Origin of the sequence: Pseudomonas danubii (assembly GCF_042980055.1) — a bacterium.
In the GTDB taxonomy this organism is placed as follows: Bacteria; Pseudomonadota; Gammaproteobacteria; order Pseudomonadales; family Pseudomonadaceae; genus Aquipseudomonas; species Aquipseudomonas danubii.
Genome location: NZ_CP116502.1, coordinates 5,815,432 through 5,832,500 on the forward strand (window position 1 = coordinate 5,815,432; position 17,069 = coordinate 5,832,500).

Below are 17,069 nucleotides of genomic sequence, written 5' to 3' on the forward strand. Positions count from 1 at the left end.
AGCGTCCTCGCCAGGGGCGCCAGATTTTTTTCGGCGCCCCCCGGCCTTCACTCAAAGCGCTGCTACGCTCAGCCCGGGCCCGCTCGACAGCTGGTACAAGGAGCCCGGCCCCTCTTCCTGCACCCCTCATACCACCGCACCGCCGAGGAACGCATCATGGGATCGAATGGAAATGATCACGACCACATCCAGTGTGGATGCCACAACCCGATCTGGGAGGCCTTGAAGCACAGCCTGAACCCCACCGGCCATCTGACGGGCCAGCCTGCCAACGCCCATGGCCCGGGCCTTGAGACGGGTGGCGAATCCATCGTCTTCACCCATGGCCACATCTATCCGCTACGCAACGGCAACATGGACGAGCGGGTCGAGGCACTGGGCATCCACGCCGGCGATGTGGTCGCCTCAGGCACCCTGGCCGACGTCGAATCCCGCCTGCGAGCCCTGGGCATCGCCTACAGGGTCCAGTCGCTGGAAGGCAGGACCCTGCTTCCGGGCCTGGTGGAGCCCCACGCGCACATCGTGCAGAGCTGCGCCATGGAAGACTGGATACCGGTGGGCGCGTTCGATCAAGAGCGACAACGCCTGCGAGAAACCTATGATTGGAACTGGTTGGTCGAGACCCTGCGCAGTGCCCCGGTCAAAGACCCTTCGTCATGGATTCTCGGGCGCATGGTCGATCCGGCCTTGATGCCGTTCAAGAAGGTGGAAGGTGGCCTGAACCAACTCATAACCCTGGGCTGTGGCTTCGATGAAGAGATCGGTAACCTGGACAGCATCGACGCCGAGCGCCCGATCCTGCTGATCAGTGCATCGATGCACACCGCCTACATGAACAGTGCGGCGAGCGAAGCGGTCTTTCGCAAGACCGGCGTCAAAGCCAACAAAGGCCTGTTGCAGGAGCGTGAAATCCTGCACGCCATTCGCTCCATTCCGGTCCAGCAGCAGTTGCAGATGCTGAAGATCTTCAAGCACCTCGAAGACTACTTCAACACCGCCACGCAACGCGGAATTACCCTGCTGTACGACGCCATGATGGACCCCATCTCAAGACTGGTGCTGGACGCCTACTTCCTGACTCATCCCAGGAATCTGCGGATCGGTTACGCCGCCGCCTGCGACGGCTCCGCCAAAAGCCTGCAAAGCCTGCCACCCTATCGACCCGCCACCCGCGAAGAAGCCAAACGCATCTACCAGGGCTCGGTGAAGCTGGTATCAGACGGCTCCAACCAGGGCCTGACCGGCTACCAGAGCGTGGACTATTGCTGTGAAACCACCCCCCGCCGGGGCAATTTCAATGTCTGCGACGAGCAGCAGCCAGAGCCGCAAACCCTCCCCGTGGCCTACCAGACCCTGGTCAGCAAAGCGGTCGAGACCGGCTGGCCCCTGATGATTCATGCCAACGGCGACCGAGCCATCGACTTCACCCTGCAAGCCTACGCAGGGGCCTTCAAGGACGGCAACGGCCTGGAAAAGCGCCATCGCATCGAACACTGCTCGCTGCTGAACGCGGACAGTCTTGAGCGCATGAACCAGCTGGGGGTGTCACCGAGCTTCCTGATCGGGCATGTCGGTTACTGGGGCTACTCCTTCCAACAGGCGATTTTCGAGCAGCGGGCCGAGACCATGCTCGACCTGTGCAAATCGGCCCTCAAGCACAATCTGCGCATTTCCCTGCACAGCGACTGCACGGTCACCCCACTGGGCCCGCTGCGCTCCATGGAGCAGGCCGTGACCCGCAAGATGGAGGGCATCCGTAGCGCACAATCGCCGTATCCGGTCCTGCAGAACCCTGAAGACTACCCGGTGCTCAACGCTGGCGAATGCCTGACTCGCCAAGAGGCGCTGAAAGCCATCACCTACGATGCCGCCTGGCAATGCCACGCCGAGCGCTGGATGGGGTCCTTGCAGGACAACAACTTCGCCGACCTGGTGATTCTCGAACAGGACCCGCTCGACGAAAACATCCCGGCTACCGGCATCAGGGACATCCAGGTCTACCAGACCTGGAAAGGCGGCCAGCGGGTGTACCAGCGCTAACTGAACCTACCCTCAGGGCAGTGAACCTGAGCCCGCTCGCTTGTGCACGGCGGGTTCAGGGTCGGTAGCCCTGGGCCAGCAACCAGCCCCGCACCACCCGCCCCTGTTCCGGGCTCAGGTCCGCCAGGGCCTGGCTCGGGGGCTGGTGCTGCAAGCGGCGCAACAACGGCGCCAGCTCCACGCCCTGCACATGCCAGATGCCCAGGGGCTGGTCCGGGGTGATCACCACTTCGGCCTCATCCACCAGGCCATCGCGCAGTACCGGGGCGTGCTCGATACGCAAGGCTGCAAAGTCCACGGCCGCGTGCGCCGGCTGCTGGTCTGGCCAGTGCCGGCGGGCCTGCCAGAACGGTTGCTCGGGCCAGCGCTGCTCGTCGGCGTAGAAATCCCGGCCGATGCGGGCAAACCGCAGGAACAGCTGCTCCACCCGTTGCTGATGAAAGCGCCCGGCCAGGGCTCTGCGCTCCGGCCGCTGCAACAGGGTATTGATCACCGCCGGCGCCTGCAGCGCCGAGGACAGGGACTGGAAGATGCCATTGCCTGACAGCGGGTCCACCGCCATGGCCGCATCCCCGACCCGCAGCCAGTTAGCGCCGCACACCTGGGGGCAGAGAATCGCCGTGCTGCTACGGGCGTGCAGCTGCAGATCCTGTTCGGCAGCGCCGGCAAAAAAATCCGCGGCCAGGGCTGACGCCTGACGGCTCTGGCGGCAGTACTCCAGCAACTGCGCCTTGCCCGGCAGTGCGGCGCTGGCCACATCCAGGGTCAGTTGCCAGTAGCACTGGCCGTCGCTGCGCCGGGCCATCCAGGCCCAGCCGTCCTCAAGGCTGTGCACGGCACTGGCGGCAGTGCCGGACGGCCCTTGCCAGCGGTTGAGCAGGCTGAGGGTTTCCGGGCCACGCCGGCCATTCCCGACGCCCTGCTGCAGTGCCTTGTCCAATGCAGGCGCCTGACGCCCGCGGGCTTCGACCAGGAACTCGCCGAGCAGCTCCTCGTGCCCCTGCACCTGCACCCGGTGCCCGAGCGCCGTGGACTGCACCCTAAGTACACGGCCGTGGATCAGCGTCACCCCGGCCTGATGCAGGGCATCGCGCAGGCCACGGTCGAAGGTCGGGCGATCCAGCAGGTATTCGATGTTCTGCGCATGCTGCGCGCCGTTCCACGCCACTTGCCGCTGGGAAGGATGCAGGGCCTGGGCCAGTGCCGACTCCAGACCGGCGCCGCGCAAGGCCTCCAGCACCCGCAGCGAGACCCCTTCCAGCGCCGGAAAACGCCGCCAGTCGCTGATCAGGGTCACCGGGTAACCGAGGCGCCGCAGCCCCAGGGCCACGGCCGCGCCGGCCGGCCCCGCCCCCAGGATCAGGATCGATTGCATGGCACGCTCCGGCGCTCGGGCCCCTGGTAGGCGGCCTGCTCCTGCAGCCACTGGCGCACCTGCAGATTGCTCGCGCCGGGCTGGGTATTGAGGTAGGCGGCGATATGCCCGCTCAAGGCAGCACAGCCCAGGCTGGCGCCGGACGGCCCCGGGCGGCCGGCGCGCACGCAGGCGGCGAAATCGGCCTGGGCCGTGTTCAGCCAGGACCACTGCTGCGCACCGCAACGCGCATCGCCGGTAACCCGCAACACGCCGGGATAGCGGGCCGGGAATACCGGCTCGCCCTGGGCCGGGCTGGACGCACAGAGCAGTACGCCGCGTGCCACCGCCTCGGCACAGGCGGCGCGCAGTGAATCGCGATCCTGGCGCAGCCCGAGGCTGAGGTTGATCAGGCGTACATCCTGTTCCAGCAGCCAATACAGGGCGGCACTGACTTGCGCGGCGCTGGTCACCCCGCGCTGATCGAACACCTGGGCCAGATACAGCTGGGCATCGGGCGCGCGCTGCTCGATGGCCTCGATGATCGCGCTGCCATGGCCGAGGACGTCCTGCTGCAACTCGCCCTCGCCCATGCCTTGCGCCAGCAGAAAGAAACGCCGGCCGGCCGCCACCCGTTGATGGGGGGCATGGCCGCTGTCGATCACGCCAATGCGCAGCTCAGGCTTCATGGGCCACCGCCACGCTGTGCAATACCCCGTCCAGCAACTCGAAGCGCAGGTCAGCGTCGGCCAGGGTCGAAGGCCGGTGGCTGATCAGGATGCGCGTGCGCCCGGCGAACAGGCGGTCGATGGCTTCGATCACCTCCCGCTCGGTGGCTTCGTCCACCGCCGAAGTGGCTTCGTCCAGTACCAGGATCATCGGGTCCTGGAGCAATGCACGGGCGATGGCGATGCGTTGTTTCTGCCCGCCGGACAGCTGCTGGCCACGCTCGCCTAGGGGGCTGTCCAGGCCCTCGGGCAGGGACTCGATCAGCCCCTGCAATTGCGCCAGCCGCGCCACTTCGGCCACGGCCTCGCGGCTGGCAGCGGGCACGCTGTAGGCCAGGTTGTCCGCCAGGCTGCCGCGAAACAGCACGATGTCCTGGCTGACCACCGCCACCTGGCGGCGCAATTGCGCCAGGTCCAGTTGACGCAGGTCGATGCCCCCCAGCAGCACCTGCCCGGCCTGGGGGTCGTGGTGACGCTGCAAGAGGTCGATCAAGGTGCTTTTACCGGCCCCCGAAGTGCCGCTCAGGGCCACCTTGAGGCCATAGGGAATCCGCGCTTCGATGCCCTTGAGGGTCGAGCCGCGCCCCGGATGACTGAAGTGCACATCCTTGAAGTGCAGCTCGCCATTGTCCGGCACCGGCAACGGCGCCGTGGGGGCGCTGATGCCCGGCTCCTCGCCGCGCAGCTCCATGACCCGGCCCAGGCTCACGGTCATGCGCTGGATCGCCACGTACAGCCCAAGCAGGCTCTGTACCGGTCCCACCGCCATGCCCAGGTAGGTGGAGAAGGCAATCAGCGCCCCCAGTTGCCAGGTGCCCTGCACCACCCAGTAACCGCCAATCAGGAAGGCGCAGGCCCGGGACAATGAGGTCAGGGTGCCGGGCACCGCCTGGGTGAAGAACTCGGTGACCTGCAGCTTGAGCAACTGGTTCATGTAGCCCTGGCCGAGGCGGTCCAGGCGCTGAGCCTCTCGTTGCTGCTGGCCGGCGCTCTGGATGAATTTCATCACTGGCAGGGTTTCCACCATGAACGAGGACATGTCCGCGGAACGCTCGCGCAGCTGACGCACATCGCGCTCCACCTTGCGCCGCATCCAGCGCAGCCAGAGCACGTCCAGGGGAATCAACACCAGGGCCAGCAGCGAGAGTTGCCAGGACAGGGTCAGGAGCATGGCCAGGGCGACGACAAGACCGATCACGCTGGACACTGCGGAAAACAATGAGTCGACGGCAAAGCGCTGGATCTCCGCCACATCGCCGTCCAGGCGCGACATCAGGTCGCCGATTCGCCGCTGCCCGTAGAAGCTCGGCGACAGCCGTTGCAGATGGCGGTAGAGGTCGTCGCGCAGGGCGAACAGGATGCGTCCGGACAGGCGCGTATGCAGGTAGCGATTGACCCCGGACAGCAGCGTGCCCAGCAGACCGGCAAGGATCATCAAGCCGGCGATCAGCACCAGTTTGGAGAAGTCCCGGGCCAGCAGGCCGTCGTCGATCAGCAGCTTGGTCAGCCAGGGTTGCACCAGCACCAGCAACGAGGCGCACACCGACAGCCCCAGCAGGCCGCCGATGGCCAGCCGATGGGGCCGCACGAAACTGTAGAGCCAGCCCAGGGCGGCACTCAGGGCCTGGGGGTCGCGGCTGTCCACCAGCCGGGTGATCAGGCGCCGCATCAGGCGCGCAACTGCTTGAGCTTGCGGTACAGGGTCGCGCGGCTGATGCCCAGGGCGTCCGCAGCCGCCGAGACATTGCCCTGATGGTTGTCCAGGGCACTGCGGATCAGCTCCAGCTCGTTCTCGCGGATGCTCCCGGTCTGCGGCCGCTCGCTGGCCTGCAGATCGTCGAGCATGCTGTCGGGCAGATGTTCCAGGCCGATGTGGCACTCGCCTTCTTCGCGCAGGGCCAGGGCGGTGCGCAGGACCATCTCCAGCTGGCGGATATTGCCCGGCCAGTGGTAGTCCGTCAGCAGCCGGCGCAGTTCGTCGCTGAGGCTCACGTCGGCGCCGCCGAGCCTGGCCAGCAGGCTGTCCACCAGCGGCTGCAGGTCTTCGCGTTCACGCAGGGCCGGCAGCAGCACGCTGATGCCGTTGACCCGGTAGAACAGGTCTTCGCGAAAGGCCTGGTCCTGCACCTGCTGCTTGAGGTCGCGGTGGGTGGCACAGATCAGGGCAATGTCGATGTCCTGCTCCTCACCAGCTCCCAGGGGCGCGACCTTGCGGTCTTGCAGCACTCGCAGCAGGCGGGCTTGCAGGGCCAGGGGCATGTCGCCGATCTCATCAAGGAACAAGGTGCCACCGTGGGCCTGTTGCAGGCGTCCGATCATGCCGCCGCGGCGCGAGCCGGTGAAGGCGCCTTCGCGGTAACCGAACAGCTCCGACTCGATCAGGCCTTCGGGAATCGCCGCGCAGTTGACCGCGACAAAGGGTTTCTCGGCGCGGCTACCCGCACGATGCAGGGCCCGGGCCAGGACTTCCTTACCGGTGCCGGTCTCTCCCAGCAACAGCACTGGCAAGCCGTTGGCCAGGCCCTGGCGGGCCATGCGCAGGGTGCGGGCGTAGCGGCTGTTGCCCCCGGCCAGGGCTTCCAGGTCCTGGGGCATGGGCGTGGCTTTCGGTGTGCTGCGGGGCGCGCGGTGCAGGTTCAGCGATGGCTGCGGCGCCCGCAGGGCCTTGTAGAACAGCTCGCCCTTGGCGGTCTGCAGGCTGCCCACGGCGCCTTGCTGCAGGCGGGCCAGCAGTTGCAGGCCGTCGAGCCCGAGGAACTCTTCGCAACGCCGCCCCACCAGGGCCGCGCGCGGGGTGTTGAGCAACTGGCAGGCCTGGCCGCTGACCGCAAGAATCTGCCCGCCCAGGCTCAGGGCCAGCAGGCCTTGCCAGGGCGATTCGAGGTATTGCCGACGACTGTGGAAGGCCAGGACGATCTGCTCCGGGTAGGACGCGTGGAACACTCGCGCCTCGATCTGGCTGACCGCCATGGACAACAGCGCGGTGCTGTCCTGAACGCGGCCCAGGGGGCCTTCGCGGGTCAGGTCAAGAACGCCGAGGATCTCGCCCTGGGGGCATTGGATGGGCACCGATGTGCAGGAGAAATGGCTGAGGCGATCCAGGTAGTGTTCGCCGCAATCGATGAGGGTCGGCCGGGCTTCCACCAGGGCCGTGCCCAGGGCGTTGGTGCCACGGGTGGCCTCGCTCCAGCAGGCGCCGAGGGTGATGTCCTGCACGCCGCTGTCCTTGAGCCGGTCGGCCCGGCCTTCGATGGCCAGGATGGTGGCGTCGGCGTTAGCGAGGATGATCAGGCCATCCTGGCCCTGATGCTGGGTCAGGTAGTCGATGGCCGGGGTTGCCGCGTCCAGCAACAGGCGGTTGCTGGCCAGCAGCACCTCGAGGCTGGCGCTGGATTCCAGGGTCAGTTGATGCTGACTGCCAAAGTGCACGCCATGGCTGAGGCTGCGTCGCCATGAGGCATCGATTTCCGCACGCAGGACCCCGTCGGGGATCTCGCCTTCCAGGTGCAGCCGCTCCCGGGCCAGCCGGGCTTCGTGTTGCTGCTCACCCTTTGTTGTTTTTATAAGAGTCATCAAGCGCTCCGAATCGGTCCGCCCGCTGCTTCCCGCTCCACTCCCTTGGATTGCGCGAAGCACGCAAGCCGTGGTCAATGTCTACACCGGGTTCAGAGGGCAGTAAAGGGGCTTGGCCCGGATCATCGGGCAGCCCTGCATTGCTTACCCTGTCATTCGAGATCAAGCAAAACCTGCGCCAGTGGAACGGGCGCCCGAGCATCTTGACGTTAACGTAAAGCAAATGGCAAGTACCCCACGCCTCCTCCCAGCCCCTGCTGCAGGAGCTGGCTTGCCAGCGAAAAGGGCATTGAGCGGAACACCGCCCGGCTGGTCCTAAAGGGCCCAGGCGGCGCTGTCGGCAAAGAAGGCGCGGGCGTTGTCTTCCAGGCTGTCCAGGTGGTAACCCCCTTCCTGGACAATCAGGCACGGCAGGCCAAGGCTGCGGATGCGCTGGCCAAGGATGGCGAAGCCGTCTCGGGTCACCGCGACCTTGCTTTGCGGATCGAGCTCGTAGATGTCGAAGCCCAGGGACAGCACCAGCACCTCGGCGCCGAATGCCTTCACCGCAGCCAGGGCCTGTTCCAGGCGGGCGAGGAAATCCGCTTCGCTGGCGCCATGCGCCATCGGCAGGTTGAGGTTATAGCCCTCCCCCGCGCCACTGCCACGCTCCTCGGTGAAGCCGGCCACCCCCGGGTAGAAGTTGGTCGGGTCGCCATGCACCGAGACATACAGGACGTCGGCACGTTCGTAGAAGATTTCCTGAATGCCCTGGCCGTGGTGCATGTCGGTATCGAGCACGGCCACCCGGGCGAACCTCTCCCGCAGTACCTGGGCGGCAATCGCCGCGTTGTTCAGGTAGCAGAAACCACCGGCGGCTTCGGCCCGGGCATGGTGGCCGGGCGGGCGGCACAAGGCATAGGCCGCCGGCTCGCCATCCAGCAGGGCACGGGCCCCGGCAATGGCGCTCTGGGCCGACCAGTAGGCCGAGCGCCAGGTCTGCTCGCCCACCGGGCAACTGCCGTCCGCCAGGTAACGTGCTGCCTGGGCAAGGATGCCGCGCAGGGCATTGGGCTCGCGAACGAAGATGTTGGACATGACTTCATCACCCCAGTCCTCGGGGATGTCTTTCCAGCGTCGATGGGCCTCTTCAAGGAATGCCAGGTACGGCGCGCCGTGCACTGCCTGCAGCGGTTGCAGGCCGGCGTCCTCGGGTTGCCTGACCTCGAAGCCCAGGGAGTGCGCGGCCTGCACCAGGCGTTGGGCACGCTCGGGGACTTCCTGGGGGGTGCGCATCTGGCCGCGGGAATAGTAGCTGCGGGGATGGTGAAGCAATTGTTCAGGGTGGAAAAAACTGCGCATCAAAGTCTCCTCAGGCCACCCGGCCGGCACGGGCCAGCACGGCGTTAAGCAATACATCGGCGCCCTGGCACACGTCCTCGGGCAACACATCTTCGGCTTCGTTATGACTCAAGCCTCCGACACAGGGAATGAACACCATGGCGGTGGGGCAATAACGCGCCAGCAGGATGGCATCGTGGCCCGCGCCGCTGACGATGGACTGCTGAGGATAGCCAAGCCCATCCACCGCCTGCTGCACCGCTGCCACGCACTCGGCATCAAAGGGCGTGGCCGGGCTCAGCCAATGGCGGTCGATGCGGACCTTGAGCCCGCGCTCCCGGGCAATGCGCTCCAGGCGTTCCTCAACCTGCTGCTCCATGGCGGCGATCTGTTGATCATGGTGGTGGCGCAGGTCGACGGTGAAGGTCAGCCGCCCGGGAATGGTATTGCGCGATGACTTGGCAACGCTCAGCTCACCGACAGTGGTCAGGCCTTGCGGGGCAAAATCCGCTGCCACCTGCTCCACGGCGAGGATCATCTGCGCGGCGCCATACAGGGCATCCTTGCGCAGTGGCATCGGCGTAGTGCCAGCGTGGGCGGCCATGCCTTCAACCTGAACGTCGAGCCAGCGGATCGCCTGACCGCCACTGACCACGCCGATGCTCTTGGCGTTGTCTTCAAGGATCGGGCCCTGTTCGATATGGGCTTCGAAATAGGCATCCACTGCCCCGCCCAAAGGCCGATTGCCGGCGTAACCGGTGCGTTGCAGGGCCTCGGCGACGCTGATGCCATCGGCGTCGCGCACCGCCAGGGCGGCGTCCAGGGCCATGACCCCGGTGAACACCGCCGAGCCGAACATCGCCGGGGTGAAGCGCGCACCTTCCTCGTTGGTCCACACCACCAGCTCCAGAGGCTTGCGAGTCTGGACTCCGAGATCATTGAGCGTGCGCAGCACTTCCAAGCCGGCCAGCACGCCGTAGACACCGTCGAAACGCCCGCCCTCGGGCTGGGTGTCGAGGTGGCTGCCCATCATCACTGGGGCTGCGTGCGGGTCACAGCCGGGCCGCCGGGCAAACAGGTTGCCGATGGGGTCGACGCTCAGGGTCATGCCGGCTTGGGTGCACCAGTGGGCGAAGAGTTCGCGCCCGGCCTGGTCTTCAGCGCTCAGGGCCAGGCGGCAGCTGCCGCCGCGAGCGGTGGCGCCGATTTCGGCCATGGCCATCAGGCTCGCCCAGAGGCGTTGGCCATTGATTTTCAACATCGATCGTGTCTCCGGACAATCAAGCGTGGGACGCCATTTCCAGGCGATGGGCGTGGGCGTGACGGCGCGACAGGGCCAGCACGCAGATCAGCGATACCGCAGCGATCAGGCTGTAGAACAGCGCCATCGGCCACCATTGGCCGATGAACCTGTGGGCCAGCCAGGTGCCGATCAGCGGGGTCAGGCCACCGGCCAGGGCACCGCAGACTTGATAGGCCAGGGAAATGGCGGTGTAGCGCACCCGCGTCTCGAACATGCCGCTGACGTAACCGGCGATCACCGCGTAGAAGGAGGCCATGCACACCACTGCCAGGGCGATGCCGAGGATCATCAGCGGCGCCTGGCCGGAGCTCACCAGGACGAACATCGGATAGGGCGAGGCCATGGCCAGTACTGACACCAGGCATAGAAAGCGCGTGGCGCCGATTTTCTCGGCGCTCCAGGCCGCCAGGGGCTGGATGCAGAACTGGATGATCGCCACCACGAACAGGCATTCGAGAATCAGCGAACGGGGAATCTCCAGTTGCTGGGTGGTGTAGGCAATCATGAAGGTGTTGGTGAAATACACCCCGGCGATTCCCAGGGTATTGGCGCCGATGCACAGCAGCAGCGGGCGCCAGGCCGTGCGCAGCACTTGCATCACCGGTGCCTGTTCCTTGCGCAGCGATTTGGCCGCCTGCTCGCGGCTGGCGAGAAACTCCGGCGACTCGTTGACTCCCAGGCGAATCGCCAGGCCTACCAGCAGCAGCAACGCGCTGGCGAGGAACGGCAGGCGCCAGCCCCAGCTCATCAACGCGTCCTCGGGCAGGCGGGTCACGGCGCTGAAGGCCAGTAGCGAGAGAATCAAACCCGCCGGGCTGCCCAATTGGGCGAAGGAGGCGAAGAAGTTGCGCCGGCCCTTGGGCGCATGTTCGCCGGCCATCAGCACCGCTCCGCCCCACTCGCCTCCCACGGCAATGCCCTGAACGATGCGCAGCAGAACCAGCAGCACCGGGGCCAGGGCGCCGATCTGTGCATAAGTCGGCAACAGGCCGATGCCCACGGTGACCACGCCCATCATCAGCAAGGTGATGACCAGGGATTTCTTGCGGCCGATACGGTCGCCGATATGGCCGAAGATGATGCCCCCCAGGGGCCGGGCGAAGAAGCCCACAGCGAAGGTCCCGAACGCGGCCATGGTGCTGAACAGTTTGTCGTCGGAGGGGAAGAACAAGGCACCGAACACCAGCGCCGCAGCGGTGGCGTAGATGTAGAAGTCGTACCACTCGATCATGGTGCCGATAAAGGCGGCGGCCGCGGCCCGGCGTGGCTGCGGCGAAGCGGAAGGCTTCATGGTTGGCTCCTTTGGTTATTTTTGTGGCAGGAGAAAGGGTCAAGCGCAGGGGCTTCTGTGGGCGCCTGTCTGGGAGGGATTTATCCGTTTCGCCAGATAATTAGTCAATTTTCTATTGGTTATCTCGATTATTATCCTGGCTTATTATTCGCCTAGATCCCGATCCAGAGCCCTGCCATGTCCGACCGCGATGCCCGACGCCTGCTCAATGACCGCCTCGACTGGAACCTGCTGCGCACCTTCCGGGTGATCGGCCAGGAACTGAGCATCAGTCGCGCAGCGGCGCGCCTGCACCTGACCCAACCGGCAGTGAGCCAAGCCCTCAAGCGCCTGGAAGAACAGCTGGGACGGCAGTTGATCGCCCGACGCGGGCCGCGTTTTGCCCTGACCGAAGTGGGCGAACAGATCTTTGCCCTGGCCGGGGAAATCTACGGCCAGATGTCCCAGGTCAGCAGCGTGCTGGAGCAGCCCGCCGACGAGGTGATCGGCAAGGTGCGGCTGTTGATCATCAGCCGGATCTTCAATGAGCGTTTCGATGACTTTCTGGCCGACTTCCATCGCCAGCATCCGCGCGTCGACCTGGAGGTCGAGGTGATGCGCAGTTCGGATATCGTCAGTGCCCTGCAGGAGAAGACCGCGACTCTGGGCCTGAGCCTTAATCGGCGGCCACAGCCACGCTTGGAGCAACGGCTGTTCCTGCGGCAGCGCTACGCATTTTTTTGCGGCAAGCATCACCCGCTGTTCGGGCGTCAGGACGTGGCCGAGGGCGATCTGCAGCGGGAGAATTTCGTCAGTTTCACCAGCGACCAGATCGGCGGCATGCTCTCGCCACTGACCATCTTCCGTGACCAGCAAGGCTTCAGCGGGCGCATCGTCGCCTCCTCGCCAAGCCTGGAGGAAGTACGGCGCCTGGTGATTGCCGGGTTTGGCATCGGCTGCCTGCCAGAGCACGTGGTGGCGGCCGATGTCGACGCCAGGCTGCTGTGGCGCCTGCCGCCCCACGACGGCATCGCCGATGTTGACATCCATCTGCTGTGGAACCGTGAACAACGCATGAGCCGTGCCGAGGTGCTGTTCCTGGAGCTGCTGCAGGAACGCCTCACCGCTCAGTGACGCAAGGGACGCTCGGGCGGACTCACAAGATGCCGGGCAGCCCGGTGTTGCAACGACTCAGACGTGGGGATCGCCAGGGGCCTTGGCGGGTGTAGCGTATTGCGGCTTGAGGTGGCCGTTCTGGTCCAGCAGCCAGGCGTCCATGATCTGTCGCACCACGGGCCCTGCGACCCGGCCGCCAGCCTCACCGTTCTCGATCATGACCGCGATCACGATCTGTGGGTGCTCGGCGGGGGCGAAGCCGACGAACAAGGCGTTGTCGCGGTTGCGCTCGCGGGTCTTGAGGCGGTCATAGCGTTCGCCCTGCTTGATCGCCACCACCTGGGCGGTACCACTCTTGCCGGCGATGCGGTACTGCGCACCGGCGGCGGCAGCGCGGGCGATGCCCCGCGGGTCGTGCATCACCATCTGCATACCGTGGTTGACCTGATCCCAGTCGTGGGGGTTCTTCAGCAGGATGTTGGGCATCGGATGCTCATCCACTGGAGCCACGCCATCGATGGTCTTGGCCAGGTGCGGACGGTTCCACACGCCCTTGTTGGCGATCAGCGCTGTGGCCTGGGCCAGTTGCAGCGGCGTGACCTGCATGTAGCCCTGACCAATGCCGAGGATCACGGTTTCCCCCGGGAACCAGGGCTGACGGCGGGTGGCGCGCTTCCAGGCTTGGGATGGCATCAATCCTGGGGATTCCTCGAACATATCCAGGGAAACTTTCTGACCCAGGCCGAACATCGCCATGTAGTCGTGCAGACGGTCGATACCGAGCTTGTGGGCCAGATCGTAGAAGTAGGTGTCGTTGGAGCGCATGATCGCTGCGTCCATATCCACCCAACCATCGCCGCTGTGGTTCCAGTTGCGGTATTTGTGATCGAAGTCCGGCAACTGGTAGTAACCGGGATCGAAGACTCGGGTCGAGGCGGTCACCACGCCGGTGTCGAGGCCGGCAATCGCCACCTCCGGCTTGATGGTAGAGCCCGGTGCGTAGAGGCCGCGCAGCACCCGGTTGAACAGCGGGCGATCGATGGAGTCGTGCAGCGCGGCGTATTGCTTGAAGCTGATGCCGGTGACGAACAGGTTGGGGTCAAAGCTTGGCTTGCTGACCATGGCCAATACTTCGCCCGTGGCAGGGTCGAGGGCCACTACTGAGCCGCGACGGTCCCCCAGCGCCTCTTCGGCAGCTTCCTGGAGCTTGATATCCAGGCTCAGGACGATGTTCTTCCCGGGGATAGGATCTGTGTGTTTGAGCACGCGCATGACCCGCCCCTGGGCGTTGGTCTCCACCTCTTCATAGCCGACGTGACCGTGCAACTCGGACTCATAGAACTTCTCGACGCCCGTCTTGCCAATGGACTGAGTGCCACGGTATTCCACCGAGTCCAGGGTCTTGGTTTCTTTCTCGTTGATCCGCCCAACGTAGCCAATGGAGTGGGCAAAGTGGGCGCCCATGGGGTAATGGCGGACGAACTGGGCTTGCACATCCAGTCCTGGCAGGCGGTACTCGTTGACCGCAAGGACGGCGATTTGCTCTTCGGTGAGCTCGTAGAACAGGGTCACGGGGACGAAGGGGTGGCGGGCCTGCTTCATTTCCTTGTCGAACAGGGTTCGATCCTCTGGCGGCAGGTGCAGCAGGTCGATCACCGTGTCCAACTCGCCTTTGAGATCGGTGGTGCGTTCGCGGGTGATGGTCAGGTTGAAGCTGGGGCGGTTGTCCGCCAGGACCACGCCATTGCGGTCATAGATCAGCCCGCGGGTCGGGGTGATCGGCAGCACGTGGACACGGTTGTTTTCCGAGACGGTGGAGTGATAGTCGAACTCCACCACTTGGAGGAAGTACATACGCCCTACCAAGGCGCAGGTAATGGCCACCACCAACATAGCGCAGGCGAGCAGGCGCTTGTTGACCAGGCGGTTCTCTTTTTCGTGGTCCTTGATCGGAATCGCTTCGGGCATTGCTACAACTTCTCGTTGAATAGAGGTCGACGCTGATCCGTGCGGGTGAACTCAAGTCCTTAAAAAGAGCTGCACCATAGCAAAAACCACTCACTGTTTTTGAGGGGATTTCCATCACGAGTGATCAATGGTGCTGGCCCTACCTGCGGTTGTGGGGCTATGCGTGGGCAATGTCCTTTCTGGTCGCTGTAGGACTTGGCTTTTTCTCCGCGCAAAAACAAAACCCCAATTGCTTTCGCAATTGGGGTTTCGGAATTTAATCTTGACGATGACCTACTCTCACATGGGGAAACCCCACACTACCATCGGCGATGCATCGTTTCACTTCTGAGTTCGGGATGGGATCAGGTGGTTCCAACGCTCTATGGTCGTCAAGAAATTCGGTAGCCAGTCCGTTGCTGATGCAACGTGCCAGCGAATGGGTATGTAATAGATTTGTGTGTTGTGCAAACTTTCGGTTTGTTTCGTCTTCACACACCGCAATCTGGTCTCTTTCGAGTTCGCAAATTGCTTGGGTGTTATATGGTCAAGCCTCACGGGCAATTAGTATTGGTTAGCTCAACGCCTCACAGCGCTTACACACCCAACCTATCAACGTCGTAGTCTTCGACGGCCCTTTAGGGGATTCAAGATCCCAGTGAGATCTCATCTTGAGGCAAGTTTCCCGCTTAGATGCTTTCAGCGGTTATCTTTTCCGAACATAGCTACCCGGCAATGCCACTGGCGTGACAACCGGAACACCAGAGGTTCGTCCACTCCGGTCCTCTCGTACTAGGAGCAGCCCCTCTCAAATCTCAAACGTCCACGGCAGATAGGGACCGAACTGTCTCACGACGTTCTAAACCCAGCTCGCGTACCACTTTAAATGGCGAACAGCCATACCCTTGGGACCGGCTTCAGCCCCAGGATGTGATGAGCCGACATCGAGGTGCCAAACACCGCCGTCGATATGAACTCTTGGGCGGTATCAGCCTGTTATCCCCGGAGTACCTTTTATCCGTTGAGCGATGGCCCTTCCATACAGAACCACCGGATCACTAAGACCTACTTTCGTACCTGCTCGACGTGTCTGTCTCGCAGTCAAGCGCGCTTTTGCCTTTATACTCTACGACCGATTTCCGACCGGTCTGAGCGCACCTTCGTACTCCTCCGTTACTCTTTAGGAGGAGACCGCCCCAGTCAAACTACCCACCATACACTGTCCTCGATCCGGATAACGGACCTGAGTTAGAACCTCAAAGTTGCCAGGGTGGTATTTCAAGGATGGCTCCACGCAAACTGGCGTTCACGCTTCAAAGCCTCCCACCTATCCTACACAAGCAAATTCAAAGTCCAGTGCAAAGCTATAGTAAAGGTTCACGGGGTCTTTCCGTCTAGCCGCGGATACACTGCATCTTCACAGCGATTTCAATTTCACTGAGTCTCGGGTGGAGACAGCGCCGCCATCGTTACGCCATTCGTGCAGGTCGGAACTTACCCGACAAGGAATTTCGCTACCTTAGGACCGTTATAGTTACGGCCGCCGTTTACCGGGGCTTCGATCAAGAGCTTCGCGTTAGCTAACCCCATCAATTAACCTTCCGGCACCGGGCAGGCGTCACACCCTATACGTCCACTTTCGTGTTTGCAGAGTGCTGTGTTTTTAATAAACAGTCGCAGCGGCCTGGTATCTTCGACCGGCATGAGCTTACGGAGCAAGTCCTTCACCCTCACCGGCGCACCTTCTCCCGAAGTTACGGTGCCATTTTGCCTAGTTCCTTCACCCGAGTTCTCTCAAGCGCCTTGGTATTCTCTACCCAACCACCTGTGTCGGTTTGGGGTACGGTTCCTAGTTATCTGAAGCTTAGAAGCTTTTCTTGGAAGCATGGCATCAACCACTTCGTCACCTAAAAGGTAACTCGTCATCAGCTCTCGGCCTTAGAACCCCGGATTTACCTAAGATTCCAGCCTACCACCTTAAACTTGGACAACCAACGCCAAGCTGGCCTAGCCTTCTCCGTCCCTCCATCGCAATAACTAGAAGTACAGGAATATTAACCTGTTTTCCATCGACTACGCTTTTCAGCCTCGCCTTAGGGACCGACTAACCCTGCGTCGATTAACGTTGCGCAGGAAACCTTGGTCTTTCGGCGTGGGTGTTTTTCACACCCATTGTCGTTACTCATGTCAGCATTCGCACTTCTGATACCTCCAGCAAGCTTCTCAACTCACCTTCACAGGCTTACAGAACGCTCCTCTACCGCATCACTTACGTGATACCCGTAGCTTCGGTGTATGGTTTGAGCCCCGTTACATCTTCCGCGCAGGCCGACTCGACTAGTGAGCTATTACGCTTTCTTTAAAGGGTGGCTGCTTCTAAGCCAACCTCCTAGCTGTCTAAGCCTTCCCACATCGTTT

General features: G+C 63.4%; 10 protein-coding genes and 2 rRNA genes (1 of these 12 running past the window's edge). 2 read left to right on the forward strand and 10 right to left on the reverse strand.

All coding sequences use genetic code 11. From position 1 onward, the window contains the following. The first annotated feature begins 156 nt into the window (after positions 1–156). Positions 157–2,040 (forward strand): amidohydrolase, encoded by a 1,884-nt coding sequence (locus tag PFZ56_RS26025; protein ID WP_170003197.1) that lies wholly within the window; start codon positions 157–159, stop codon positions 2,038–2,040. A 55-nt stretch (positions 2,041–2,095) separates the two neighbouring features. On the opposite strand, the gene PFZ56_RS26030 is transcribed toward PFZ56_RS26025, so the two are convergent. From PFZ56_RS26030 to PFZ56_RS26060, 7 genes are all read right to left on the reverse strand, one after another. Continuing rightward, entirely contained in the window at positions 2,096–3,415 is a 1,320-nt protein-coding gene (locus tag PFZ56_RS26030; RefSeq protein WP_170003195.1) for an NAD(P)/FAD-dependent oxidoreductase, read from the reverse strand. Beyond that, on the reverse strand, positions 3,400–4,083 hold the full coding sequence (locus tag PFZ56_RS26035; RefSeq protein WP_170003193.1) for a S8 family serine peptidase: 684 nt from the start codon (positions 4,081–4,083) through the stop codon (positions 3,400–3,402). Before PFZ56_RS26035 ends, PFZ56_RS26030 begins: the two co-directional genes overlap by 16 nt. Further along, a complete protein-coding gene (locus PFZ56_RS26040; RefSeq protein WP_170003191.1) occupies positions 4,073–5,791 on the reverse strand; it encodes an ABC transporter ATP-binding protein in 1,719 nt (572 codons plus the stop codon). Before PFZ56_RS26040 ends, PFZ56_RS26035 begins: the two co-directional genes overlap by 11 nt. After that, positions 5,791–7,695 carry a sigma-54-dependent Fis family transcriptional regulator gene (locus tag PFZ56_RS26045; RefSeq protein ID WP_102880104.1) on the reverse strand — a complete coding sequence of 635 codons (1,905 nt, stop codon included), beginning with the start codon at positions 7,693–7,695 and terminating at the stop codon, positions 5,791–5,793. Before PFZ56_RS26045 ends, PFZ56_RS26040 begins: the two co-directional genes overlap by 1 nt. Before the next feature lie 315 nt (positions 7,696–8,010). After that, entirely contained in the window at positions 8,011–9,036 is a 1,026-nt protein-coding gene (locus tag PFZ56_RS26050) for a histone deacetylase family protein (protein WP_170003189.1), read from the reverse strand. Between the two features lie 10 nt (positions 9,037–9,046). Continuing rightward, complete coding sequence (locus PFZ56_RS26055; protein WP_170003187.1) at positions 9,047–10,276, reverse strand: Zn-dependent hydrolase; 1,230 nt, start codon at positions 10,274–10,276, stop codon at positions 9,047–9,049. A 19-nt stretch (positions 10,277–10,295) separates the two neighbouring features. Then, a complete protein-coding gene (locus PFZ56_RS26060) occupies positions 10,296–11,609 on the reverse strand; it encodes an MFS transporter (protein ID WP_170003185.1) in 1,314 nt (437 codons plus the stop codon). A gap of 177 nt (positions 11,610–11,786) precedes the next feature. On the opposite strand from PFZ56_RS26060, the gene PFZ56_RS26065 reads away from it, so the two are divergent. After that, on the forward strand, positions 11,787–12,722 hold the full coding sequence (locus PFZ56_RS26065) for a LysR family transcriptional regulator (RefSeq protein ID WP_170003183.1): 936 nt from the start codon (positions 11,787–11,789) through the stop codon (positions 12,720–12,722). 57 nt (positions 12,723–12,779) lie between these two features. Here PFZ56_RS26065 and mrdA read toward each other — a convergent pair whose 3' ends face one another. The 3 genes from mrdA to PFZ56_RS26080 all read right to left on the reverse strand — a co-directional run. Next, positions 12,780–14,672 (reverse strand): penicillin-binding protein 2, encoded by a 1,893-nt coding sequence (gene mrdA, locus PFZ56_RS26070; RefSeq protein ID WP_170003181.1) that lies wholly within the window; start codon positions 14,670–14,672, stop codon positions 12,780–12,782. 260 nt (positions 14,673–14,932) lie between these two features. Then, positions 14,933–15,048 (reverse strand): 5S ribosomal RNA (rrf, locus tag PFZ56_RS26075). A 146-nt stretch (positions 15,049–15,194) separates the two neighbouring features. Continuing rightward, a 23S ribosomal RNA gene (locus PFZ56_RS26080) occupies positions 15,195–17,069 on the reverse strand; it runs 1,017 nt beyond the window's last position.

Bases quoted from the DNA above. Each gene is read 5' to 3' on its own strand.
- PFZ56_RS26025 (WP_170003197.1), top strand. From the start codon at position 157: ATGGGATCGAATGGAAATGATCACGACCACATCCAGTGTGGATGCCAC.
- PFZ56_RS26030 (WP_170003195.1), bottom strand. From the start codon at position 3,415: ATGCAATCGATCCTGATCCTGGGGGCGGGGCCGGCCGGCGCGGCCGTG.
- PFZ56_RS26035 (WP_170003193.1), bottom strand. From the start codon at position 4,083: ATGAAGCCTGAGCTGCGCATTGGCGTGATCGACAGCGGCCATGCCCCC.
- PFZ56_RS26040 (WP_170003191.1), bottom strand. From the start codon at position 5,791: ATGCGGCGCCTGATCACCCGGCTGGTGGACAGCCGCGACCCCCAGGCC.
- PFZ56_RS26045 (WP_102880104.1), bottom strand. From the start codon at position 7,695: ATGACTCTTATAAAAACAACAAAGGGTGAGCAGCAACACGAAGCCCGG.
- PFZ56_RS26050 (WP_170003189.1), bottom strand. From the start codon at position 9,036: ATGCGCAGTTTTTTCCACCCTGAACAATTGCTTCACCATCCCCGCAGC.
- PFZ56_RS26055 (WP_170003187.1), bottom strand. From the start codon at position 10,276: ATGTTGAAAATCAATGGCCAACGCCTCTGGGCGAGCCTGATGGCCATG.
- PFZ56_RS26060 (WP_170003185.1), bottom strand. From the start codon at position 11,609: ATGAAGCCTTCCGCTTCGCCGCAGCCACGCCGGGCCGCGGCCGCCGCC.
- PFZ56_RS26065 (WP_170003183.1), top strand. From the start codon at position 11,787: ATGTCCGACCGCGATGCCCGACGCCTGCTCAATGACCGCCTCGACTGG.
- mrdA (WP_170003181.1), bottom strand. From the start codon at position 14,672: ATGCCCGAAGCGATTCCGATCAAGGACCACGAAAAAGAGAACCGCCTG.